Annotated in this window: 15 protein-coding genes; 5 read left to right on the top strand and 10 right to left on the bottom strand. The window is 62.7% G+C overall.

Features of this window, described 5'->3' with window-relative positions:
- Positions 1 to 12: 12 nt before the first annotated feature.
- On the top strand, positions 13 to 1,308 hold the full coding sequence (mtaB, locus tag KJB29_RS07895; protein WP_215734133.1) for a tRNA (N(6)-L-threonylcarbamoyladenosine(37)-C(2))-methylthiotransferase MtaB: 1,296 nt from the start codon (positions 13 to 15) through the stop codon (positions 1,306 to 1,308).
- Here mtaB and KJB29_RS07900 read toward each other — a convergent pair.
- From KJB29_RS07900 to KJB29_RS07910, 3 genes are all read right to left on the bottom strand, one after another.
- A complete protein-coding gene (locus tag KJB29_RS07900; protein WP_246560879.1) occupies positions 1,295 to 2,446 on the bottom strand; it encodes a sensor histidine kinase in 1,152 nt (383 codons plus the stop codon). The two genes, mtaB and KJB29_RS07900, sit on opposite strands and share 14 nt — an antisense overlap.
- Before the next feature lie 91 nt (positions 2,447 to 2,537).
- Positions 2,538 to 3,728 carry a DUF6178 family protein gene (locus tag KJB29_RS07905; RefSeq protein ID WP_215734134.1) on the bottom strand — a complete coding sequence of 397 codons (1,191 nt, stop codon included), beginning with the start codon at positions 3,726 to 3,728 and terminating at the stop codon, positions 2,538 to 2,540.
- A gap of 8 nt (positions 3,729 to 3,736) precedes the next feature.
- On the bottom strand, positions 3,737 to 4,060 hold the full coding sequence (locus KJB29_RS07910) for a YcgN family cysteine cluster protein (RefSeq protein WP_004513023.1): 324 nt from the start codon (positions 4,058 to 4,060) through the stop codon (positions 3,737 to 3,739).
- 228 nt (positions 4,061 to 4,288) lie between these two features.
- On the opposite strand from KJB29_RS07910, the gene KJB29_RS07915 reads away from it, so the two are divergent.
- From KJB29_RS07915 to KJB29_RS07930, 4 genes are all read left to right on the top strand, one after another.
- Complete coding sequence (locus tag KJB29_RS07915; RefSeq protein WP_215734135.1) at positions 4,289 to 4,789, top strand: SixA phosphatase family protein; 501 nt, start codon at positions 4,289 to 4,291, stop codon at positions 4,787 to 4,789.
- Positions 4,790 to 4,838: 49 nt separating this feature from the next.
- Positions 4,839 to 5,729: a CHAD domain-containing protein gene (locus KJB29_RS07920; protein ID WP_215734136.1), complete on the top strand. Its 891-nt coding sequence runs from the start codon at positions 4,839 to 4,841 to the stop codon at positions 5,727 to 5,729.
- Positions 5,726 to 7,267 (top strand): Ppx/GppA phosphatase family protein, encoded by a 1,542-nt coding sequence (locus KJB29_RS07925; RefSeq protein WP_215734137.1) that lies wholly within the window; start codon positions 5,726 to 5,728, stop codon positions 7,265 to 7,267. The genes KJB29_RS07920 and KJB29_RS07925 overlap by 4 nt, the downstream gene beginning before the upstream one ends.
- Positions 7,268 to 7,334: 67 nt before the next feature.
- The gene (locus KJB29_RS07930) at positions 7,335 to 7,517 is read left to right on the top strand and encodes a hypothetical protein (RefSeq protein ID WP_215734138.1); all 183 of its coding nucleotides are present in this window, start codon (positions 7,335 to 7,337) and stop codon (positions 7,515 to 7,517) included.
- Here KJB29_RS07930 and KJB29_RS07935 read toward each other — a convergent pair.
- The 7 genes from KJB29_RS07935 to KJB29_RS07965 all read right to left on the bottom strand — a co-directional run bounded on the left by KJB29_RS07935 (position 7,514) and on the right by KJB29_RS07965 (position 15,603).
- Positions 7,514 to 8,338: an RMD1 family protein gene (locus KJB29_RS07935; RefSeq protein WP_215734139.1), complete on the bottom strand. Its 825-nt coding sequence runs from the start codon at positions 8,336 to 8,338 to the stop codon at positions 7,514 to 7,516. The two genes, KJB29_RS07930 and KJB29_RS07935, sit on opposite strands and share 4 nt — an antisense overlap.
- A 120-nt stretch (positions 8,339 to 8,458) precedes the next feature.
- A complete protein-coding gene (locus KJB29_RS07940; RefSeq protein ID WP_215734140.1) occupies positions 8,459 to 9,385 on the bottom strand; it encodes a 4-deoxy-4-formamido-L-arabinose-phosphoundecaprenol deformylase in 927 nt (308 codons plus the stop codon).
- 138 nt (positions 9,386 to 9,523) lie between these two features.
- Positions 9,524 to 10,564 carry a bifunctional UDP-4-keto-pentose/UDP-xylose synthase gene (locus KJB29_RS07945; RefSeq protein WP_215734141.1) on the bottom strand — a complete coding sequence of 347 codons (1,041 nt, stop codon included), beginning with the start codon at positions 10,562 to 10,564 and terminating at the stop codon, positions 9,524 to 9,526.
- Positions 10,565 to 10,616: 52 nt separating this feature from the next.
- Positions 10,617 to 11,534 (bottom strand): formyltransferase, encoded by a 918-nt coding sequence (locus KJB29_RS07950; protein ID WP_215734142.1) that lies wholly within the window; start codon positions 11,532 to 11,534, stop codon positions 10,617 to 10,619.
- Positions 11,531 to 12,472: a glycosyltransferase gene (locus tag KJB29_RS07955; protein WP_215734143.1), complete on the bottom strand. Its 942-nt coding sequence runs from the start codon at positions 12,470 to 12,472 to the stop codon at positions 11,531 to 11,533. The genes KJB29_RS07950 and KJB29_RS07955 overlap by 4 nt, the downstream gene beginning before the upstream one ends.
- Before the next feature lie 3 nt (positions 12,473 to 12,475).
- Positions 12,476 to 13,639 carry a DegT/DnrJ/EryC1/StrS family aminotransferase gene (locus KJB29_RS07960; RefSeq protein ID WP_215734144.1) on the bottom strand — a complete coding sequence of 388 codons (1,164 nt, stop codon included), beginning with the start codon at positions 13,637 to 13,639 and terminating at the stop codon, positions 12,476 to 12,478.
- A gap of 299 nt (positions 13,640 to 13,938) precedes the next feature.
- Positions 13,939 to 15,603: a phospholipid carrier-dependent glycosyltransferase gene (locus KJB29_RS07965; protein WP_215734145.1), complete on the bottom strand. Its 1,665-nt coding sequence runs from the start codon at positions 15,601 to 15,603 to the stop codon at positions 13,939 to 13,941.
- Positions 15,604 to 15,623: the final 20 nt, after the last annotated feature.

Below are 15,623 nucleotides of genomic sequence, written 5' to 3' on the forward strand. Positions count from 1 at the left end.
AAGAGTAGATTGATGCAAAAAGTGGCGATTTCAACCCTTGGTTGCAAGATTAACCAGTTCGAGTCGGCGGCCATGACCGAGAGCCTCGGTAAGGAAGGGTTCCGGATGGTCCCCTTTGACGAGGATGCCGACATTTACGTGATCAACACCTGCACGGTGACGGCGAAGACCGATGCCGAGTCGCGGCGTCTGATCCGCCGCGCCCTGCGCCGCAATCCTGCGGCCCGGGTGGTGGTGACCGGCTGCTACGCCCAGGTGGACCCCGACGCGGTCAAGGATCTCCCCGGCGTTTCCCTCGTGGTGGGGAACAGCGAGAAGAGGAGCATCGTCGATCTCCTGCGGGAGGCTGCTCCGACGGAGAAGGTCGTGGTGTCGGACATCTCCCGGGAGCGGGCTGCGGAGGGGCTTCGGCTCGAAAGCTTTGCCGAGCACACCCGGGCCTTCCTCCAGGTCCAGAACGGGTGTGATGCCTTCTGCTCCTACTGCATCGTCCCCTATGCCCGGGGGCGGAGCCGGAGCGTCCCCTTCAGCGAAGCCCTCGCAGGGATCAGGAACTTTGCCGACCAGGGGTTCCGGGAGGTGGTGCTCACCGGCATCCACCTGGGGGCCTATGGCCTTGACCTGGAACCGCCGGCGAGCCTTTTGGAGCTTCTAGTGGCCGCCGAGGCGGAGAAAGCGGTGCCGCGGCTCCGGGTCGGGTCGGTGGAGCCCAATGAACTGACCGACGATCTCGTTGATTTCCTGACCCGGTCGGAGACGGTCTGCCCCCACCTCCACATCCCGCTCCAGAGCGGCGATGACCGGGTGCTCGAACGGATGGGGCGGCGCTATACGGCGGCGTTCTTCCGGGAGCGGGTGGAACGGCTCGTGGCGGCGGTCCCCGACATCTTCATCGGCTGCGACGTCATTGCCGGCTTTCCGGGAGAGACCGACGAGGAGTTCCAGAACACCGTCCGTCTCATTGAGGAACTGCCGGTGGCCTCCCTCCACGTCTTCCCCTATTCCCGGCGGGAGGGGACGGCGGCTGCCCGGATGGAGGGACAGGTAGATGGGAAGGTAATTCGCGGCCGGGCTGAGATTCTGAGGGAGGTTGGCGAGCGTAAGCGGCGCTCTTTCTGTGAGCGGTTCGTGGGGCGTGAGCTGGCGGTCCTGATGCAGAACCGGGGCCGTGACGGCGAGGCTGTGGGGCTGTCGCGCAACTATCTGCCGGTCCGGGTGCCCGGCTACCCAGGGGAGATGAACGCCGAGGCGACGGTCATGGTCACGGAGGTGACGCCGGAGGGGGTGGGGGGAATCATCCGAGGGTAAAGAAGAAGGTTGCACCCTTGCCGTCTTCTGCTTCGGCCCAGATTCTTCCCCCGTGGCGGTGAACGATCCGCTGGACCGTGGCGAGCCCGATGCCGTTCCCTTCGAATTCCTCGGACCGGTGCATACGCTGGAAAGGGGTGAAAAGCCGCCCTGCGTAGCGCATATCGAAGCCGGCGCCGTTGTCCCGGACAAAGTAAATCGGTTTCTCTCCCTGTTTCATGACGCCGAATTCGATCTCGGCCTGTTCCCGCCTTGCCGTATATTTCCAGGCATTGCTCAAGAGATTTTCCATGACCGACCGCAGGAGCCGCCGGTCACCGCGGACGGTGATGCCGTCGGTGATCTGGATGGTGACCCCGGTGCGGTCCGGGTGGATGTAGCGGAGTTCCTGCTCGATGGTGCCGGCGATGGCGGAGAGGTCGGTCTGTTCCGGGGTAATAGGCTCTCGGCCAAGTCTCGACAGATTCATGAGTGCATCGATGAGCCTGGTCATCCGCTGGCCCGCTTTCTGGATCCGCTGGAGATAGTCCAGCGCCTCGGAGGGAAGATCGGCGCCGAAATCCTCCAGGATCGCCTTGCTGAAACCGTCGATGATGGTAAGGGGTGCCCGGAGGTCGTGGGAGACTGAGAAGTTGAAGGCCTGCAGTTCCTGGTTGGTCGCTTCCAGCTGGGCGGTTCGCTCCTGGACCCGTTGCTCCAGTTCCGCGTTAAGGCGGCGCAGGGCCTCCTCGGCCCGCTGGCGGTTGCGATGTTCCTCCGCTTCCTTGAGGGCGCGCCGTATCGCCGACCCAAGGCGCCCCATGTTATCTTTCAGAATGAAGTCCGTCGCCCCCTTGCGGAGGATTTCCACGGCCCGTTCCTCGCCCACTGTTCCGGAAATGACGATGAATGGGGTGTCCGGGCACCGTTCCAGAGCCAGTTTCAGGGCTGCGACCCCATCGTAGCCGGGGATGCTCATGTCCGCCAGTATGAGGTCGAAGCAGTCTGCGCTCTCCTCCAGGACGCGTGCGAACTGCTTCCCATCAGTTGCAACCGTTATGGTGCACGGAATTTCCTCTGAAGCAAGCTTCGCCCGCACCAGTTCCGCATCCATCGAATCGTCCTCCAGGTGGAGGATGCGAAGCGTCTCTCCCGTCAAACAGTGCCTCCCTATTCTCTGTTTACCAGTTTCTGCCCAGTGGCGGTTTGGTCATGGCAGACTGGAGAATTCCCGGTTAGCCAGCAGTGATTCAGACACGGTCCAGGAACTCCCTGACCCGTTCCACGTCCGCCATCTCCCGGAATTCCCGGAATCCATCAACGCCATCGGGGTCGAAGGCCCGGTAGTAGCGGGGGGGCGTGGCAGTGAGGGCACGCAGTGCCTTGCCGGTGGCGTAATCGTCACTGGTGAGGTCGCGGGCCTGTTTCGCCAGATCCATGACGATGCTGAAACCCAGCCGGAAGAGGCGCTTGAGGCGTTCGCCGGCCAGGATGGCGGCGGCCTTTTCCTCATCGTTGCGGGCCAGGAATTCCAGGGCTATGTTCAGGTACCCGTGGACCCGCTCGAAAATCGCCAGCATGGCCTCCCGGTCGTGGAGGGCGGTGCCGTCGACCACCAGGGCGCTGTTCACCAGGTATGAGAGTTCCTGGTTGATCTCCTCGGCGCCGGGCCGTGCCAGGAGCCGTCCGAGGAGCGATTCGGCGGCGCCGGGGCGGGCGGGAAGGTGGCGGTGGACCGCCGCCGGGAAGAGTTCCTTTCCTCCCTCGAGGACGAAGGACGCCGGATCGATGCGGGCATAGAGGGACTGGGCCTCCTCCGGTTCGGGGAACCCCAGGTCGGCGAGCCGCCCCGAGCGGAAGCGGAAAGCGAGTTCCTCCAGCTCGTCCTCGACTTCACTCTTCACCCCTTCCATGATTCCCAGGTAGAGCTCGTGGTTGGTGCGATAGACGATGTCGAGGAAACTGCCGACGGCCCGGGCGTGCTTGTCATTTTTGAACGTGATGAAATAGAGGTTGTCGAAGGTGTGGTCCCAGTCGGCGGTCCGTTCCTCGTCCGGCAGGAGCTCGCCAATTCCGCCCCCCACGCTGATCTCCTTTTCGAGCATGAGGAGGAGAAGCTCCAGGTCCAGGTGGGGAAGCTGCTCCGCAACAACCTCCTCCCCCGCCTCAAGAAGATGGCCGAGCCATTCGTAGGACTTGTCTGCGGTGAAGTTCCACTTGTCCCAAAGCTCCATGTCGAGGATGAAGGTTCGCTGTTCGGGTGACGCCAGTTCCCAGAGCCCCATGGCATCCGTCTCGCCGATTTCCTTTATGAGCCAGTAGAGTTCCTGTTCGGGGAGGGACCGGGCAAGGGACTTCGCCTCCGGATCGGCAAGGATGAGGTCCATCCGCTGCTTTGCCGGCAGTTCCCGCAGGGTGGCTATCGTGTCATTATTTCCCATGTATCGGATCACTCCTTTGTTTTGGACCGTTTCGGCCGCCCATTCATCGTTGTCCGCGTGCGCTTTATCCCCAGCGCCCGGCGATAGGCGCAGTCGTCATGGAGCCAGGGGAGCTCCCGGACCAGTTCTTCGGTCAGCTTGACGCATTCGGGATTTATCTCGAAGCGGCGTTCGTAGATGACGCACTGGCGGGTGGCCACATCCAGGTAGCGGCATGGGGTCTGGGTGAAAAAGATGGTGCCGGAGTCGTCCTCGATCTTCTCGAAGCAGCAGAGGCCGCATTGTCGGCAGAGGGATTCCCAGGCGGCGTCGTGGTTGTCGGGCTGTTTCATGGGGTGAGGATACCGGAAGGGTCGTCAACCTGTCAACGGATGATGCCGGCTGACGGCACTGGCAGGGGCCGTGTTACAACGGTGTAAAATACCCTCGGATCCGCAACAGGGGGGCAAGCGGCCATTGAAAACTCCCCGGGCTCTGATTTACTTAACCAGCGAAGGGAGCAGAGCGGCTGGATGCCGGGGGAGTCCCCGCAGGGCCTTCTCCGGGAAAGGAGAGGAAACGTGAAACTCTATCTGATCCGCCATGGGGAGGCCGTCGAGCGGGGCGAGGCGGTCCGGGAGGAGGACCGCTGGCTTACCGCCGCCGGGCGTGACGGGTTCCGGGCAAACGCTCGACGTCTGGCAAAGAAGGTGGCCGCTCCCGAAGTAATCGTTACGAGTCCCCTAGTGCGGGCCGTGCAGACGGCCGATATCCTCGCCGAGGTTCTCGGCTTTTCCGGCGAAGTCACCGTAGCGCAGGAGCTGGCGCCGGGGTTCAGCTCAGAGGGGCTCTTCCGCCTGGCAGGTGTCTGCGGATCGCCCCGGAGCCTGGCGGTGGTAGGGCACGAGCCCGACCTGGGCGAGGTTTTCGGTCGGTTGTTGGGGCGCGATGGCGCGCTTCCCCTCAAAAAAGGGGCGATTGTGGCCCTGAGGCTGGATTTGGCGGAGAGCGGAACGCCTGCCCGGTTCCTGTGGATGATTCAGCGGGGCAAGAAGTTCCATGAACTTCCCGCACCCGGTTAAGGTGCGGTGAAATTCGAAGATTTGACAGGCGCAGGGAAGGGGAAGCCCCATGACGATCACGGACGAAACACCTCTCTGGGTCGCAGCACCGGCGCTTCTGGCGGCCCGGACCGATGATTTCTTCGGCCGGTGGCGCAGGGCCCTGAAGACCCTGGATCCAGAGGATATTCACGATCTGCGGGTCTCCTCCCGCCGGCTTCGGGAGGGATGTGTTCTCTTCTCTCCCCTCTACCCGGACGGGCTCGCCCGGGTCGTCCGGCGGGTGCGGAAGGTGACGAGGCTCCTGGGCCCCCTCCGCAATGCCGACGAGGCGGTTTCCTTTTTCCGGGAACTGTCCGCGGCGCTTCCGGAGCCGTGCAGGGAGGGTCTCGGCGTCCTCATGGACCGTCAGGAAGCCCTGAGGAACGTCGAGCATCGGCGGCTCGCGAAGGGGCTTGAGAGTTTCGGCGCGGGGAAGACCAACTCCGCCTTTGTCCGGGCCATGGCACGGCCGGCCGTTTTTCCGCAACCCCATGTCGCCGTCGATTCCTTCACCCGCATCGGCTCTTTTGCCGCCGCGGCCCTGGATGGAAGCCTCGCCGACCTTCTTCCCCTGGTGCCTGCAGCGCGTGACGCAGGAGCAGCGGCGGCCCAACACGCACTACGGATCGCCGTCAAGCACTATCGTTACCGCATCGAGATTCTCTCGTTCCTCATGGCTGCGAAGGGGTACGGGGATATCCATGCCACGATCAAGTCCTACCAGGACTGCCTGGGGATCATGCACGACCTGGATGTCTTCGCCGACATGGTGCGGCATGGGGGGTTGCCTCCGGAAGTTGAATGTGTCATCCTGAATGCCATTGCGAAGCGGCGGGGGAAGTCCTTTGCCCACTTTGCGGAACTGCTCGGGGAGCATTCCTTCGAGCTGATCAGGGAAGAGGTGAGGAGAGCGCTGTGAAGAAGAACCGGCTTGCAGCCATCGATATCGGGACCAACTCCATCCGCTGCATCGTGGTGGAGGTGACGAAGACCGGCTCCTTCCGCGTCCTGGACGACGAGAAGGCCACGGTGCGCCTGGGGGAGGGGCTGGCCGTGAGCGGTTCCATCTTGCAGGCCGCCTGGGAGCGAGCTGTGACGGCTCTCACGCGGATGAAGAAGATCGTGGACGGCTACGGCGTGAAGGCTATCGAGGCGGTGGCCACGAGCGCGGTGCGAAAGGCCGCCAACGGCGAGGCGTTCATCGCCGCCATCGCCGAGGAGGTGGGGATTGCGGTGACGGTCATCAGCGGCGAGGAGGAGGCGGAGCTGGCGGCCCTCTCGGTGCGGAACCACTTCGACATGGAGGGGGCCCGCCACGCCATGGTCGACATCGGCGGCGGGAGCCTGGAGGTGGTGACGGCGCTGGGCTCCCACATCGAGGAGATCTATTCCCTGGAGCTGGGGGCGGTCTTCCTCACCGAGAAGTTCATGGCGGGCGATTCCGTCCGTCCGTCCGGCCAGGAGAAGCTCCGCAAGCACGTCCGTTCAAGCCTCAAGGAGGTTTTTGCCGGCGAGCGGGCCCAGTTCCAGTGTCTCGTGGGCTCCGGCGGCACCATTACGGCAATCGCCGCCATGGTCATGGCCATGCGGGGGGAGGGGTACGGCTCGGTCCACCGCTACGAGGTGCTCCGTTCCGAGGTGGTGCACCTCCTCGCCATGCTGTCGCGCAAGACCATGAAGGAGCGGCGCGAGGTGCCGGGCCTCAACCCGGACCGGGCCGACATCATCGTGGCCGGAGTCACGGTGGTGGACGAGCTGATGCGCTTTTTCGACGCCAACGTCCTGCGGGTCAACGAGCGGGGGATCCGGGAGGGGCTCATCGTCAAGGCGCTCCGGACCCACGGTCTCATCCACGGCGTTCAGGAACCCCGCACCTGGCGCGACACGGTGCTTGAGTTCGGCCGCTCCTGCCACATGGACGAGGAGCACGCCCTCCATGTGACGAAGCTGTCCCTGCAGCTCTTCGACGCCTTGGAGCCGGCATTCAGGATGGGGGACGGGGCGCGCCGGATGCTGGAGGCGGCCGCCATCCTCCACGACGTGGGGTACTTCATCAACTACTCCAGCCACCACAAGCATTCCTACCATCTCATCCGCCACGCCGACCTCTTCGGCTTCACCCCCCGGGAGCGGGAGATCATCGCCAACGCGGCCCGCTACCACCGCAAGGCCCTTCCCAAGAAGAAGCACGACGCCTACGTGCGGCTCGCGGAGCCCGACCGGCAGGTGGTGAGCAGGCTTGGGGGCATCCTCCGACTGGCCGACGGCCTCGACCGGCGCCGCAGCGGCGTCGTTTCCGGCGTCACCTGCTCCGTTTCTGACGGCACGGTCATCGTCACCATCGCCAGCAGCGAGGATATTTCGGTGGAGCTCTTCGGCGGAAAGATCAAGGGGGATCTCTTCGAGGAGGCCTTCAAAAAGCGGCTTCTTCTGGTTGCAGAGCACACCCAGAGTTAAGGCGATCGTAACGGCGCCGCAATATGGACCGGCTATGATGGGGAAAACTCTTGATAGGAGGTCCAACATGAACATCAAACTGCTCGGTGACTATTACGCCTGGTACTGCGACTGGTGTGATACCCGCAACCTTACTCTCCAGCAAAAGTTTGCTGTCGGCACCGTAACCTGCGGGGCCTGCCACAAACACTTCGATCCGGCTGCGCAGGAGGGAGAGACGAAACATTTCGCCCTGTGCGGCGGATTTTAGCCTGTCTTGCGCATCAGCTCGAAGATGTAGATCACGATCTCGATGAAGATGAGAATGATGATGATCCATTCCAGCCGCGAGGCGCGGCGGGCATGGGCGAGGCTCGTGAAGACGCCGGTGATGTCCAGCAGCGTCTCACCCTTGTGCTTGATCTCGTTGTAGCGCTGGTTCAGTTCGAAGATGTTGGCCATGGTCAGGTAGAGCCGGTCCGCCACGGGGTTCTCCCAAGTGAGTTCCGGCTTCTCCAGGACCATGATGTGGGAGATGGACTGGTACTTGTAGGTGAGGACGTTGGCCGCCAGCTTCGCTAAGCGCCGGTCCGAGATTCCCAGCTTCCCCCGGTCGAGAAGGGCGATGATGGTTTCCATCTCGTCGAGAACTTGGTCCACCCGCTCCTCGATCCGTTCCAGGGCCACCGACTTGGCGATGACGAAACAGATGGTGTCCACGTAGGCAGGGTCGTACCCCGGCATGGTCGCCACGTTGTTGGTGACCTCCACCCGTTCCCCCTCCCCCCGCTTCAGGGAATACTCGTCCCGGTACCGGATGGCCGGGTACTCCTTGAATGCCTCGGCATGGTGCCCCATGTTCCAGAAGAAGGAACCGATCTCCTCCTCCGTGCAGTTCACGAACACCACCCCGCCAAAGTAGTAGAGATAGACCCTCTTGGTTTCTCCCGGATCCCCCGTCAGGGGTTTGAGGCTCGCCAGGTCGAGCACCATGGGCTCTTCCCAGCGATAGCGCCGGGGAAAGCCGAGGCCTCCGGCCAGGCGGTTCAGGTCCAGTTCTCCCGAAAGGGCATAGGCGGCGAAATCGATCATCGCATCCTCCTGCGAAAAGCTTACCCGACGGGATACGTAGACGCAAACCCTGACCTCTCCTGGAGAAATGAAAAAAGGCGCACTATCCGGTACGCCTTTCTTCTCCATCGCGGTTGTATGTCAATCCCGACTCTTCCGTCTCGGCTCTCGTGCCATTTTCCCCTGGATCGCCACCTCGCCTGCCCGGCCGGGAAGCTCTCCCATCGCCAGCTTGCAGCAGGGGATTTCTTCCCGATGGGCCTCTTCGGCCGCTTCGGCAAGGGTGATAAAACGACACCCCTTCGCCTGGAGCCGTTCCAGAAGGTCGATAAAGACGGGGGACAGCACCCCCCCCTCCAGTTCGGCATGGATGGTGTGGACGTTGAGCCCCGGTTGTACCAGGGAGAGGTAGTGGTCGTTCACGGTTTCCGCCGTGATGCCGTTCTCCCCCAGGAGCTCGTCCATGGTAGGGAATGTGGTCGGAATCTGGAGGGTGTGGAAACGCCGGTCGTTCATCACGGGGTAGAAGGGGTGGATCCCCCGGCTGTCGCTGCAGTAAGTGAGGTAGAGGGCATCCTGGATCTCCAGGGAGTCGGCAGTGACGGTCCATCCCGGTGCCGCCGTGGTCTTGGCCCTCCTGTTGAGGATCTCCTCGAAAAGGGCGAAGGCCCGCCCCAGCTCCAGGGCGATCATGTTTCGCGGGATCCAGGGAAGGAGGTCGTGCCACTTGACGTGGTCCCAGCAGTGGATGCCGACCTCGTGCCCCCGGGCCTCGGTCTCCCGCAGGACGTGGGGAACCTTGTCCGCAATGATCGGCGGCGGCAGGAGCACGCCGTACATGAGGGTCCGCAGCCCATAGACCGACGGCGCTTTGGTCCGAAGCATCTTCCGGAGGAACCCCTTGCGGGTGAAGATGCGGCGGATCGCCTTGCCGCTGTTGTCGGGCCCCATGGAGAAGTAGAACGTCCCCTTGATCCCGAAGCGGTCGAAGATCTCCAGGAGCCGCGGTACCCCGTCGCGGGTGCCGACGTAGGTGTCGACGTCTATTTTGAGGGCTATGGTGGGCATCAGGTCATGAACCGATCAGGAAAATGTCGATATTTCGCAAGGTCAAGGCGGAGGAGAGATCCCGCGGAGGCGTAGCAGGGCTACGCCGCACAAGGTGATTCCGAACAACAACGCCGAGATTGCGGAAAAGCGGCATTTTCACAGCAGGTGCTCGATTTTTTCTTTTTCCTCGACCAGATAAAAGTCGAGGGTCTTCCGCAGTGCGTCGTCGATGACGGTCTTCGGCTCCCAGCCGAGCCGCGCCTTGGCGTTCTTCACGGAGGGGACGCGGGTCAGCATGTCCTGATACCCCTTGCCGTAGAACTGGCCGGAGGAAACCTCGATGATCTTGCATGCCTCGGCCCGGGCACGGTAGGCGGGATACTCCTTCACCAGGGCGATCAGTTTCTCCGCCAACTCTTTGACCGACAGGTCGTTCCCCGGGTTGCCGATGTTGAAGATGCCACCGTCGGCGCAGCCGTCTTTGTTCTCGATGATCCGCATGAGGCAGTCGATGCCGTCCTCCACGAAGGTGAAGGAGCGGCGCTGGTTGCCGCCGTCCACGAGCTGGATCGGCTCGCCGGCCAGGATGTTGTAGAGGAACTGGGTCAGGACCCGGGAGCTTCCCTCTTTTGCGGTGGAGATGGAGTCAAGCTTCGGGCCGATCCAGTTGAAGGGGCGGAACAGGGTGTAGCGCAGTCCCTCCTGCTCGCCGTAGGCATAGATCACCCGGTCGAGCATCTGCTTGGCGCAGGAGTAAATCCAGCGCTGCTTGTTGATGGGACCGAGCATGAGCGGCGAGTTCTCCTCGTCGAACTCCCGGTCGGGGCTCATGCCGTAGACCTCGGAGGTGGAGGGGAAGATGACCCGCTTTTTGTACTTCACGCACTGGCGGATGATCTTCAAGTTCTCCTCGAAGTCGAGCTCGAATACCCGGAGAGGGTCCTTCACGTAGGTGACCGGCGTGGCGATGGCCACCAGGGGAAGGACCACGTCGCACTTCTTGATGTTGTACTCGATCCACTCCTTGTTGATGGTGATGTCCCCCTCCAGGAAGTGGAAGCGGGGGTGGCCGATGGAGTGCTCGAGCTTGTTGTCGCTCATGTCGAGGCCGTACACCTCCCAGTCGGTGGTGTCGAGGATGCGCTTGGTGAGGGCGTTGCCGATGAAGCCGTTGACGCCGAGGATGAGGATTTTCATGGTATCTCCAGTGGGTAAAATGTGACCGGCGGCGATCCTGCCGACGGTGATGCTATGGGCTTGCGAACCTTTTCCCTGCGGGGTGGACGATGGCGGCAAAACTTCCGGCCGCAACCTCATGCTCCCCTTCGGGCTGCAACGAGGTGATCTCCAGGAGCCCCTCGCCGGTTCCGACGACCAGGGGATTCTCCGTAACCACTACCCCCGGCTCAGCGCTTCCCGGAAGCGGCCGGGCGCTCCAGACGAGGATCTTCTTCCCGTCCAGATACGTGAAGGCGCCAGGGTAGGGGTGGGTGACCCCTCGGATCAGGTTGTAGATCTGCACGGCGCTTCTTGCCCAGTCGATGAGGCCGTCGGCCGGCTTGCGGCCGCCGAAGTAGCTCCCCTCCGCAAGGTTCATGGGGATGCGGGAAGCGGTTCCCGACGCCAGCAAGGGATACGAACGGGCAATGACCGTCACCGCCGCCTCGGTCACCTTGGTGAAGACGTCGAAGGAGGTGTCGGTGAAGGCGATGGCGACCTTCTCCCGGTCCACGATGTCGCCGGCGTCGGGCTTCGCCACCATGTGGTGGAGCGTGGCGCCGGTCTCGGTCTCGCCGTTGATCACCGCCCAGTTCACCGGCACCCTCCCCCGGTACTTGGGAAGGTAGGAGCCGTGGAGGTTCAGGGCGCCGAGGCGGGGTATCTCCAGCACCTCCGGCGTGATCATGTTCCGGTAGTAGAAGGAGAAGAGGAGGTCGGGGGCGATCTCCCGCACCTTCGCCACGTTGGCCGGTTCGTTGATGTCGGTGGTCAGGTATGGGATGCCGTGGCGCTCCGCCAGTTCCCGCACCGACTGGAACCAGATCTCCTCCGTGGGAGAATCCTCGTGGGTGAAGACCAGCCGCACGTCGGCACCCTGCCTCAGCAGTTCCTCCAGGCAGCGGTAGCCGACGTTGTGGTAGGCGCAGACGATAACCTTCTTACTCATAACTGTTCCTCAAAACCATAGGTCCTCCGCACCACATACCTCGGTCGGCGCCGCACTTCCTGGTAGATCCTCCCCACGTATTCCCCCACGAGGCCGATGCCGAAGATGACGATGCCGACGAAGAAGAAGAGGATGGCGAAGAGGGTGAAGACCCCTTCCACCTCGGAGCCGATCAGAAAGCGGCGCACGAGGAGGAAGAGGGCGAAGAGGACCGACGCGGCCGAGGTGAGAATGCCGAGGAGCGCAAAGAGCTGGAGTGGCACCACCGAAAAGCCGGTCATGAGGTCGAAGTTGAGGCGGATGAGGCGGTAGAGGGAGTACTTGCTCTCCCCCTCGGCCCGTTCCGCGTGGGAGACCGGCACCTCCGAGGGGTTCGAGGCGAAGGTCTGGGCCAGGGCAGGGATGAAGGTAGTCATCTCCTGGCAGCGGTTCAGGTTGTCGATGACGGTGCGGTTGTAGGCCCGAAGCATGCAGCCGTAGTCGCTCATCTGCATCCCGGTCATCTTGTTGGTGGTGATGTTGACGACCCGCGACGCAGCCCGGCGGAAGAAGGTGTCCTGGCGCTTTTGGCGGACGCTTCCCACCACGTCGTGCCCCTTCTCCATCTCGGCCACGAGCTTGGGAATCTCCTCCGGTGGGTTCTGGAGGTCGGCGTCGAGGGTGACGACGATCTCGCCCGTGCTCATCTCGAAGGCGGCCATGATCGCCATGTGCTGGCCGAAGTTGCCGTTGAACTCGATCACCTTCACTTCGGGGTGGCTCTGGGCCATCTCCCGGAGGATCTCCAAGGAGCGGTCCCGGGAGCCGTCATCGGTGAAGATGATTTCGAAGGGCTTCCCTAGGGCGGTCATGACCGGGTAGAGCCGGGCCAGGAGTTTCTGGAGGTTCGGCTCCTCGTTGTAGACCGGGACGATGATGGAGATGTATGGTGCGGCCATGGGCTACTTTCTGCTCCTTGCGATAACGGTGTTTACGGCCTCCACCACGTCCCGGGCGTCATCCATGGTCATGGTTGGGAAGAGAGGGAGGGAGAGGATGCGGTCAGAGGCGTAGTCGGCGTTGGGAAGAGACCCCGCGGGGACCGGCATGTTTTCCCGGTACCAGGCATGGTGGTGGATCGCCTTGTAGTGGAGGCCGGTGCCGATGTTGAGATTCTTCAGCTCGGCCATGAAGGTGTCCCGGTCGATGGTGAGCTTTTCCACCCGGACCAGCGGCGTGTAGAGGTGCCAGGCATGGCGCTGAACGTAGGGAGCGAGGGCCGGGGTTGCCAGTTCGTCTACGCCGGCAAAGGCGGCGTTGTAGAATTCGGCGATCTCCCGGCGCTTCTCGATGAACCCGTCCAGCTTCGGGAGCTGGTGGATGCCGATGGCTGCCTGGATGTCCATCATGTTGTACTTGTAGCCGGGAAGGAGGATGTCGTAGTTGGGGGTGCCGCTGGCGGCGAACCGCTTCCACGCCTCGCGGCTCATGCCGTGGAACTTCAGGAGCGAAACCTCTTCGGCCAGGGCCTCATCGGGGGTGCAGACCATCCCCCCTTCGCCGGTGGTGATGTTCTTGTTGGGGTGGAAGGAAAAGATGGAGATGCTGTCGAGGGAGCCGATCCTCTTTCCCTTGTATTCGGTGCCGGCGGCGTGGGCCGCGTCTTCGATGACGGTGAGGCCGAACTCTTTCGCCAGGGCGAAGATGGGGTCCATGTCACACGACTGGCCGGCAAAGTGGACCGGGATGATCGCCTTCGTGCGCGGGGTGATCTTTTCGCGGATCTTTGCCGCGTTGATATTGAGGGTTCCCGGCTCGATATCGACGAGAACCGGCTTCGCCCCGCAGAGGACGATCATGCTCACCGTGGAGGCAAAGGTCATGGGGGTGGTGATGATCTCGTCCCCTTCGTCCAGCTTCAGGGCGAGGAGCGTCAGGTGGAGCCCGGCGGTGGCGGAACTCAGGGGGACGGCGTAGGGTGCACCGACGTAAGCCTTGAACGCCTCTTCGAAGCGCTTCACCTTGGGGCCGGTGGTGATCCACCCGGATTTCAGGGATGCGACGACCTCATTGATCTCGTCGTCGTCTATGGTTGGTTTGGAAAAGGGGAGAAATTCGCTGCGCACGGGTGCCTCCTTCCGGAAAAACGCTTCATCATGGCACAAATCCGCGCGAAGTGCCATACCGTTTACGTCATATCAGTTAGTCTTCTCTGTTATATGTTGTGTCGACGCATGGTGTCGGAAGGGACGGAGCCCCCGCTCCGAAACGATCCAGCGTCACCAGTCGGTCTTCGCGGCACGGGAACAGGAATTCCCGAGGCTTTCCCTCCGCCAATGCCGAAGGTGGTTTTCTGCAGGGATCGCTTCTCCGCGAGAGCTCCGCCCCTTCCGGGAACCAGTGGTGGAAAGGTGACAAAGGTGAATTAGTGGTTTGCGATGAGAAGAACCTTCCCTTTCCTGCCCAACTCCCGCGGCGGGGTCGTGGCGAGTTTTTCCAGGGCAGGAAGGGCATCCTCCTTGATGAGAGTGATGACCGGCCGGCCCGAGTCCCAGAGGCGCGCAAAGCCCTGCTCGTCCAGGAACCACTGGCTCTGGTTCCCCTGGCGGCTCCCGAAATCGAGCTCTCCACGCTCTCCCACAATGATGATCCGTCGTCCCGCATAGTAGGAAAATCCTTGCTGGTAGAGCTGGAAGCTGGCAACGGCGGTATCCGGTCCAGCCTTTTCCTTCACCAGTTGCCCCAGTTCCCGGAATGACTTCCGTTCGGCGGTGCGTGCGAGGATGAACGGCGGGCCGGCGATACCCAGAAGGTACGAGAAAAGGCCGAAGGAGGCCAGGAGCACGGCGGCCTTCTTGCGGCGCAGGCCCACGAAGGCGGCTATCCCCTGGGCAAGGAGGCAGGAGCCGATCACGGCGCCGGCCAGCACCGACAGCTTCGGGTTCCGGGCCAGGTGGGGGAAAAGGATGCCGCCGGCTCCGCCGATCGTCAGCACCGTTGCCGCGATGGCCGTCGGCAGGGTGGGAAAGGTAGCGCGACGGTCGGCCACGCGCGATAAGAACTCGCCAACGAGCAGCGCCACCGCCGGGAAGACCGGGAGGATGTACGGGATCAGTTTGGAGCTCGACAGGGAGAAAAAGGTGAAGATGACCGCTCCCCAGAGGAGGAGGTAGAGACGCGCCTCGCCCGTGGGGGTGTGTCGCTCCTGCCACATGCCCCGAACGGCGGACGGAAGGTAGAAGGACCAGGGAAGCATGAACCCGGCCAGGACCGGAATGAAGAACCAGGGGGGTTCGTAGCGGCCGTGAACCTTGGTGAGAAAGCGTTCGAAGTGTTCGTGGATGAAGAAAAACCGCGGGAATTCCGGGTTGTGGAGCGAGACGAGGATGAACCAGGGGGCCGCGACGAGAAGGAAGAGGAGGGTGCCCGTGGGAAGACGCATCTCGCGAAGAAGACTCCAGCGCCCCGTGAGGAGGATGAAGAGCACGATCACGCCGCCGGGGAGGACGAGGCCGATGAGCCCCTTGGCGAGCACGGTGAGGGCAGCCGCCACGTAGAAGAGATAGTAGTAGAGTCCGGCATGTCGCTCCCCTTCACGCGCTGCCAGGAGGAAACAGCCGAGGGTGGCGCTCATCCAGAAAGTGAGGGTCATGTCGATGACGTTGTATCGTCCGATGACGACGAAGCCGAGGGATGTGCCGAGGATGGTTGCCGCCAGGAGACCTGCGCGTCGGCCAAAGAGGGTCCGTCCCACGTGATAGGTGAAGAGAACGCCGCAGAGCCCCATGAGCGCCCCCGGAGCCCTGGCCGCGAACTCGCTGAAGCCGAAAATCTTGAACGAAATGACATCCAACCAGTAGTGGAGCGGCGGTTTCTCGAAGTACTTCACGTAGTTCAGGAAGGGGGTAATGAAGTCTCCCCGTTCGATCATTTCCCGCGGGATCTCGGCGTAGCGCCCCTCGTCGGGATCAAGAAGCGGCAGCCGGCCAAGCCGTTGGAAGAAGGCGAAGCCGAAGACCACGGCGAGGATGATGAGATCCTTGAACGGGCTCTGCTCCTGACGGGATGAGGCGGTGAAGTCGGTTTTCATGACGTTGTCTTTCTCTGGAT

The organism is Geobacter grbiciae (assembly GCF_018531165.1).
Classification (GTDB): Bacteria; Desulfobacterota; Desulfuromonadia; order Geobacterales; family Geobacteraceae; genus Geobacter; species Geobacter metallireducens.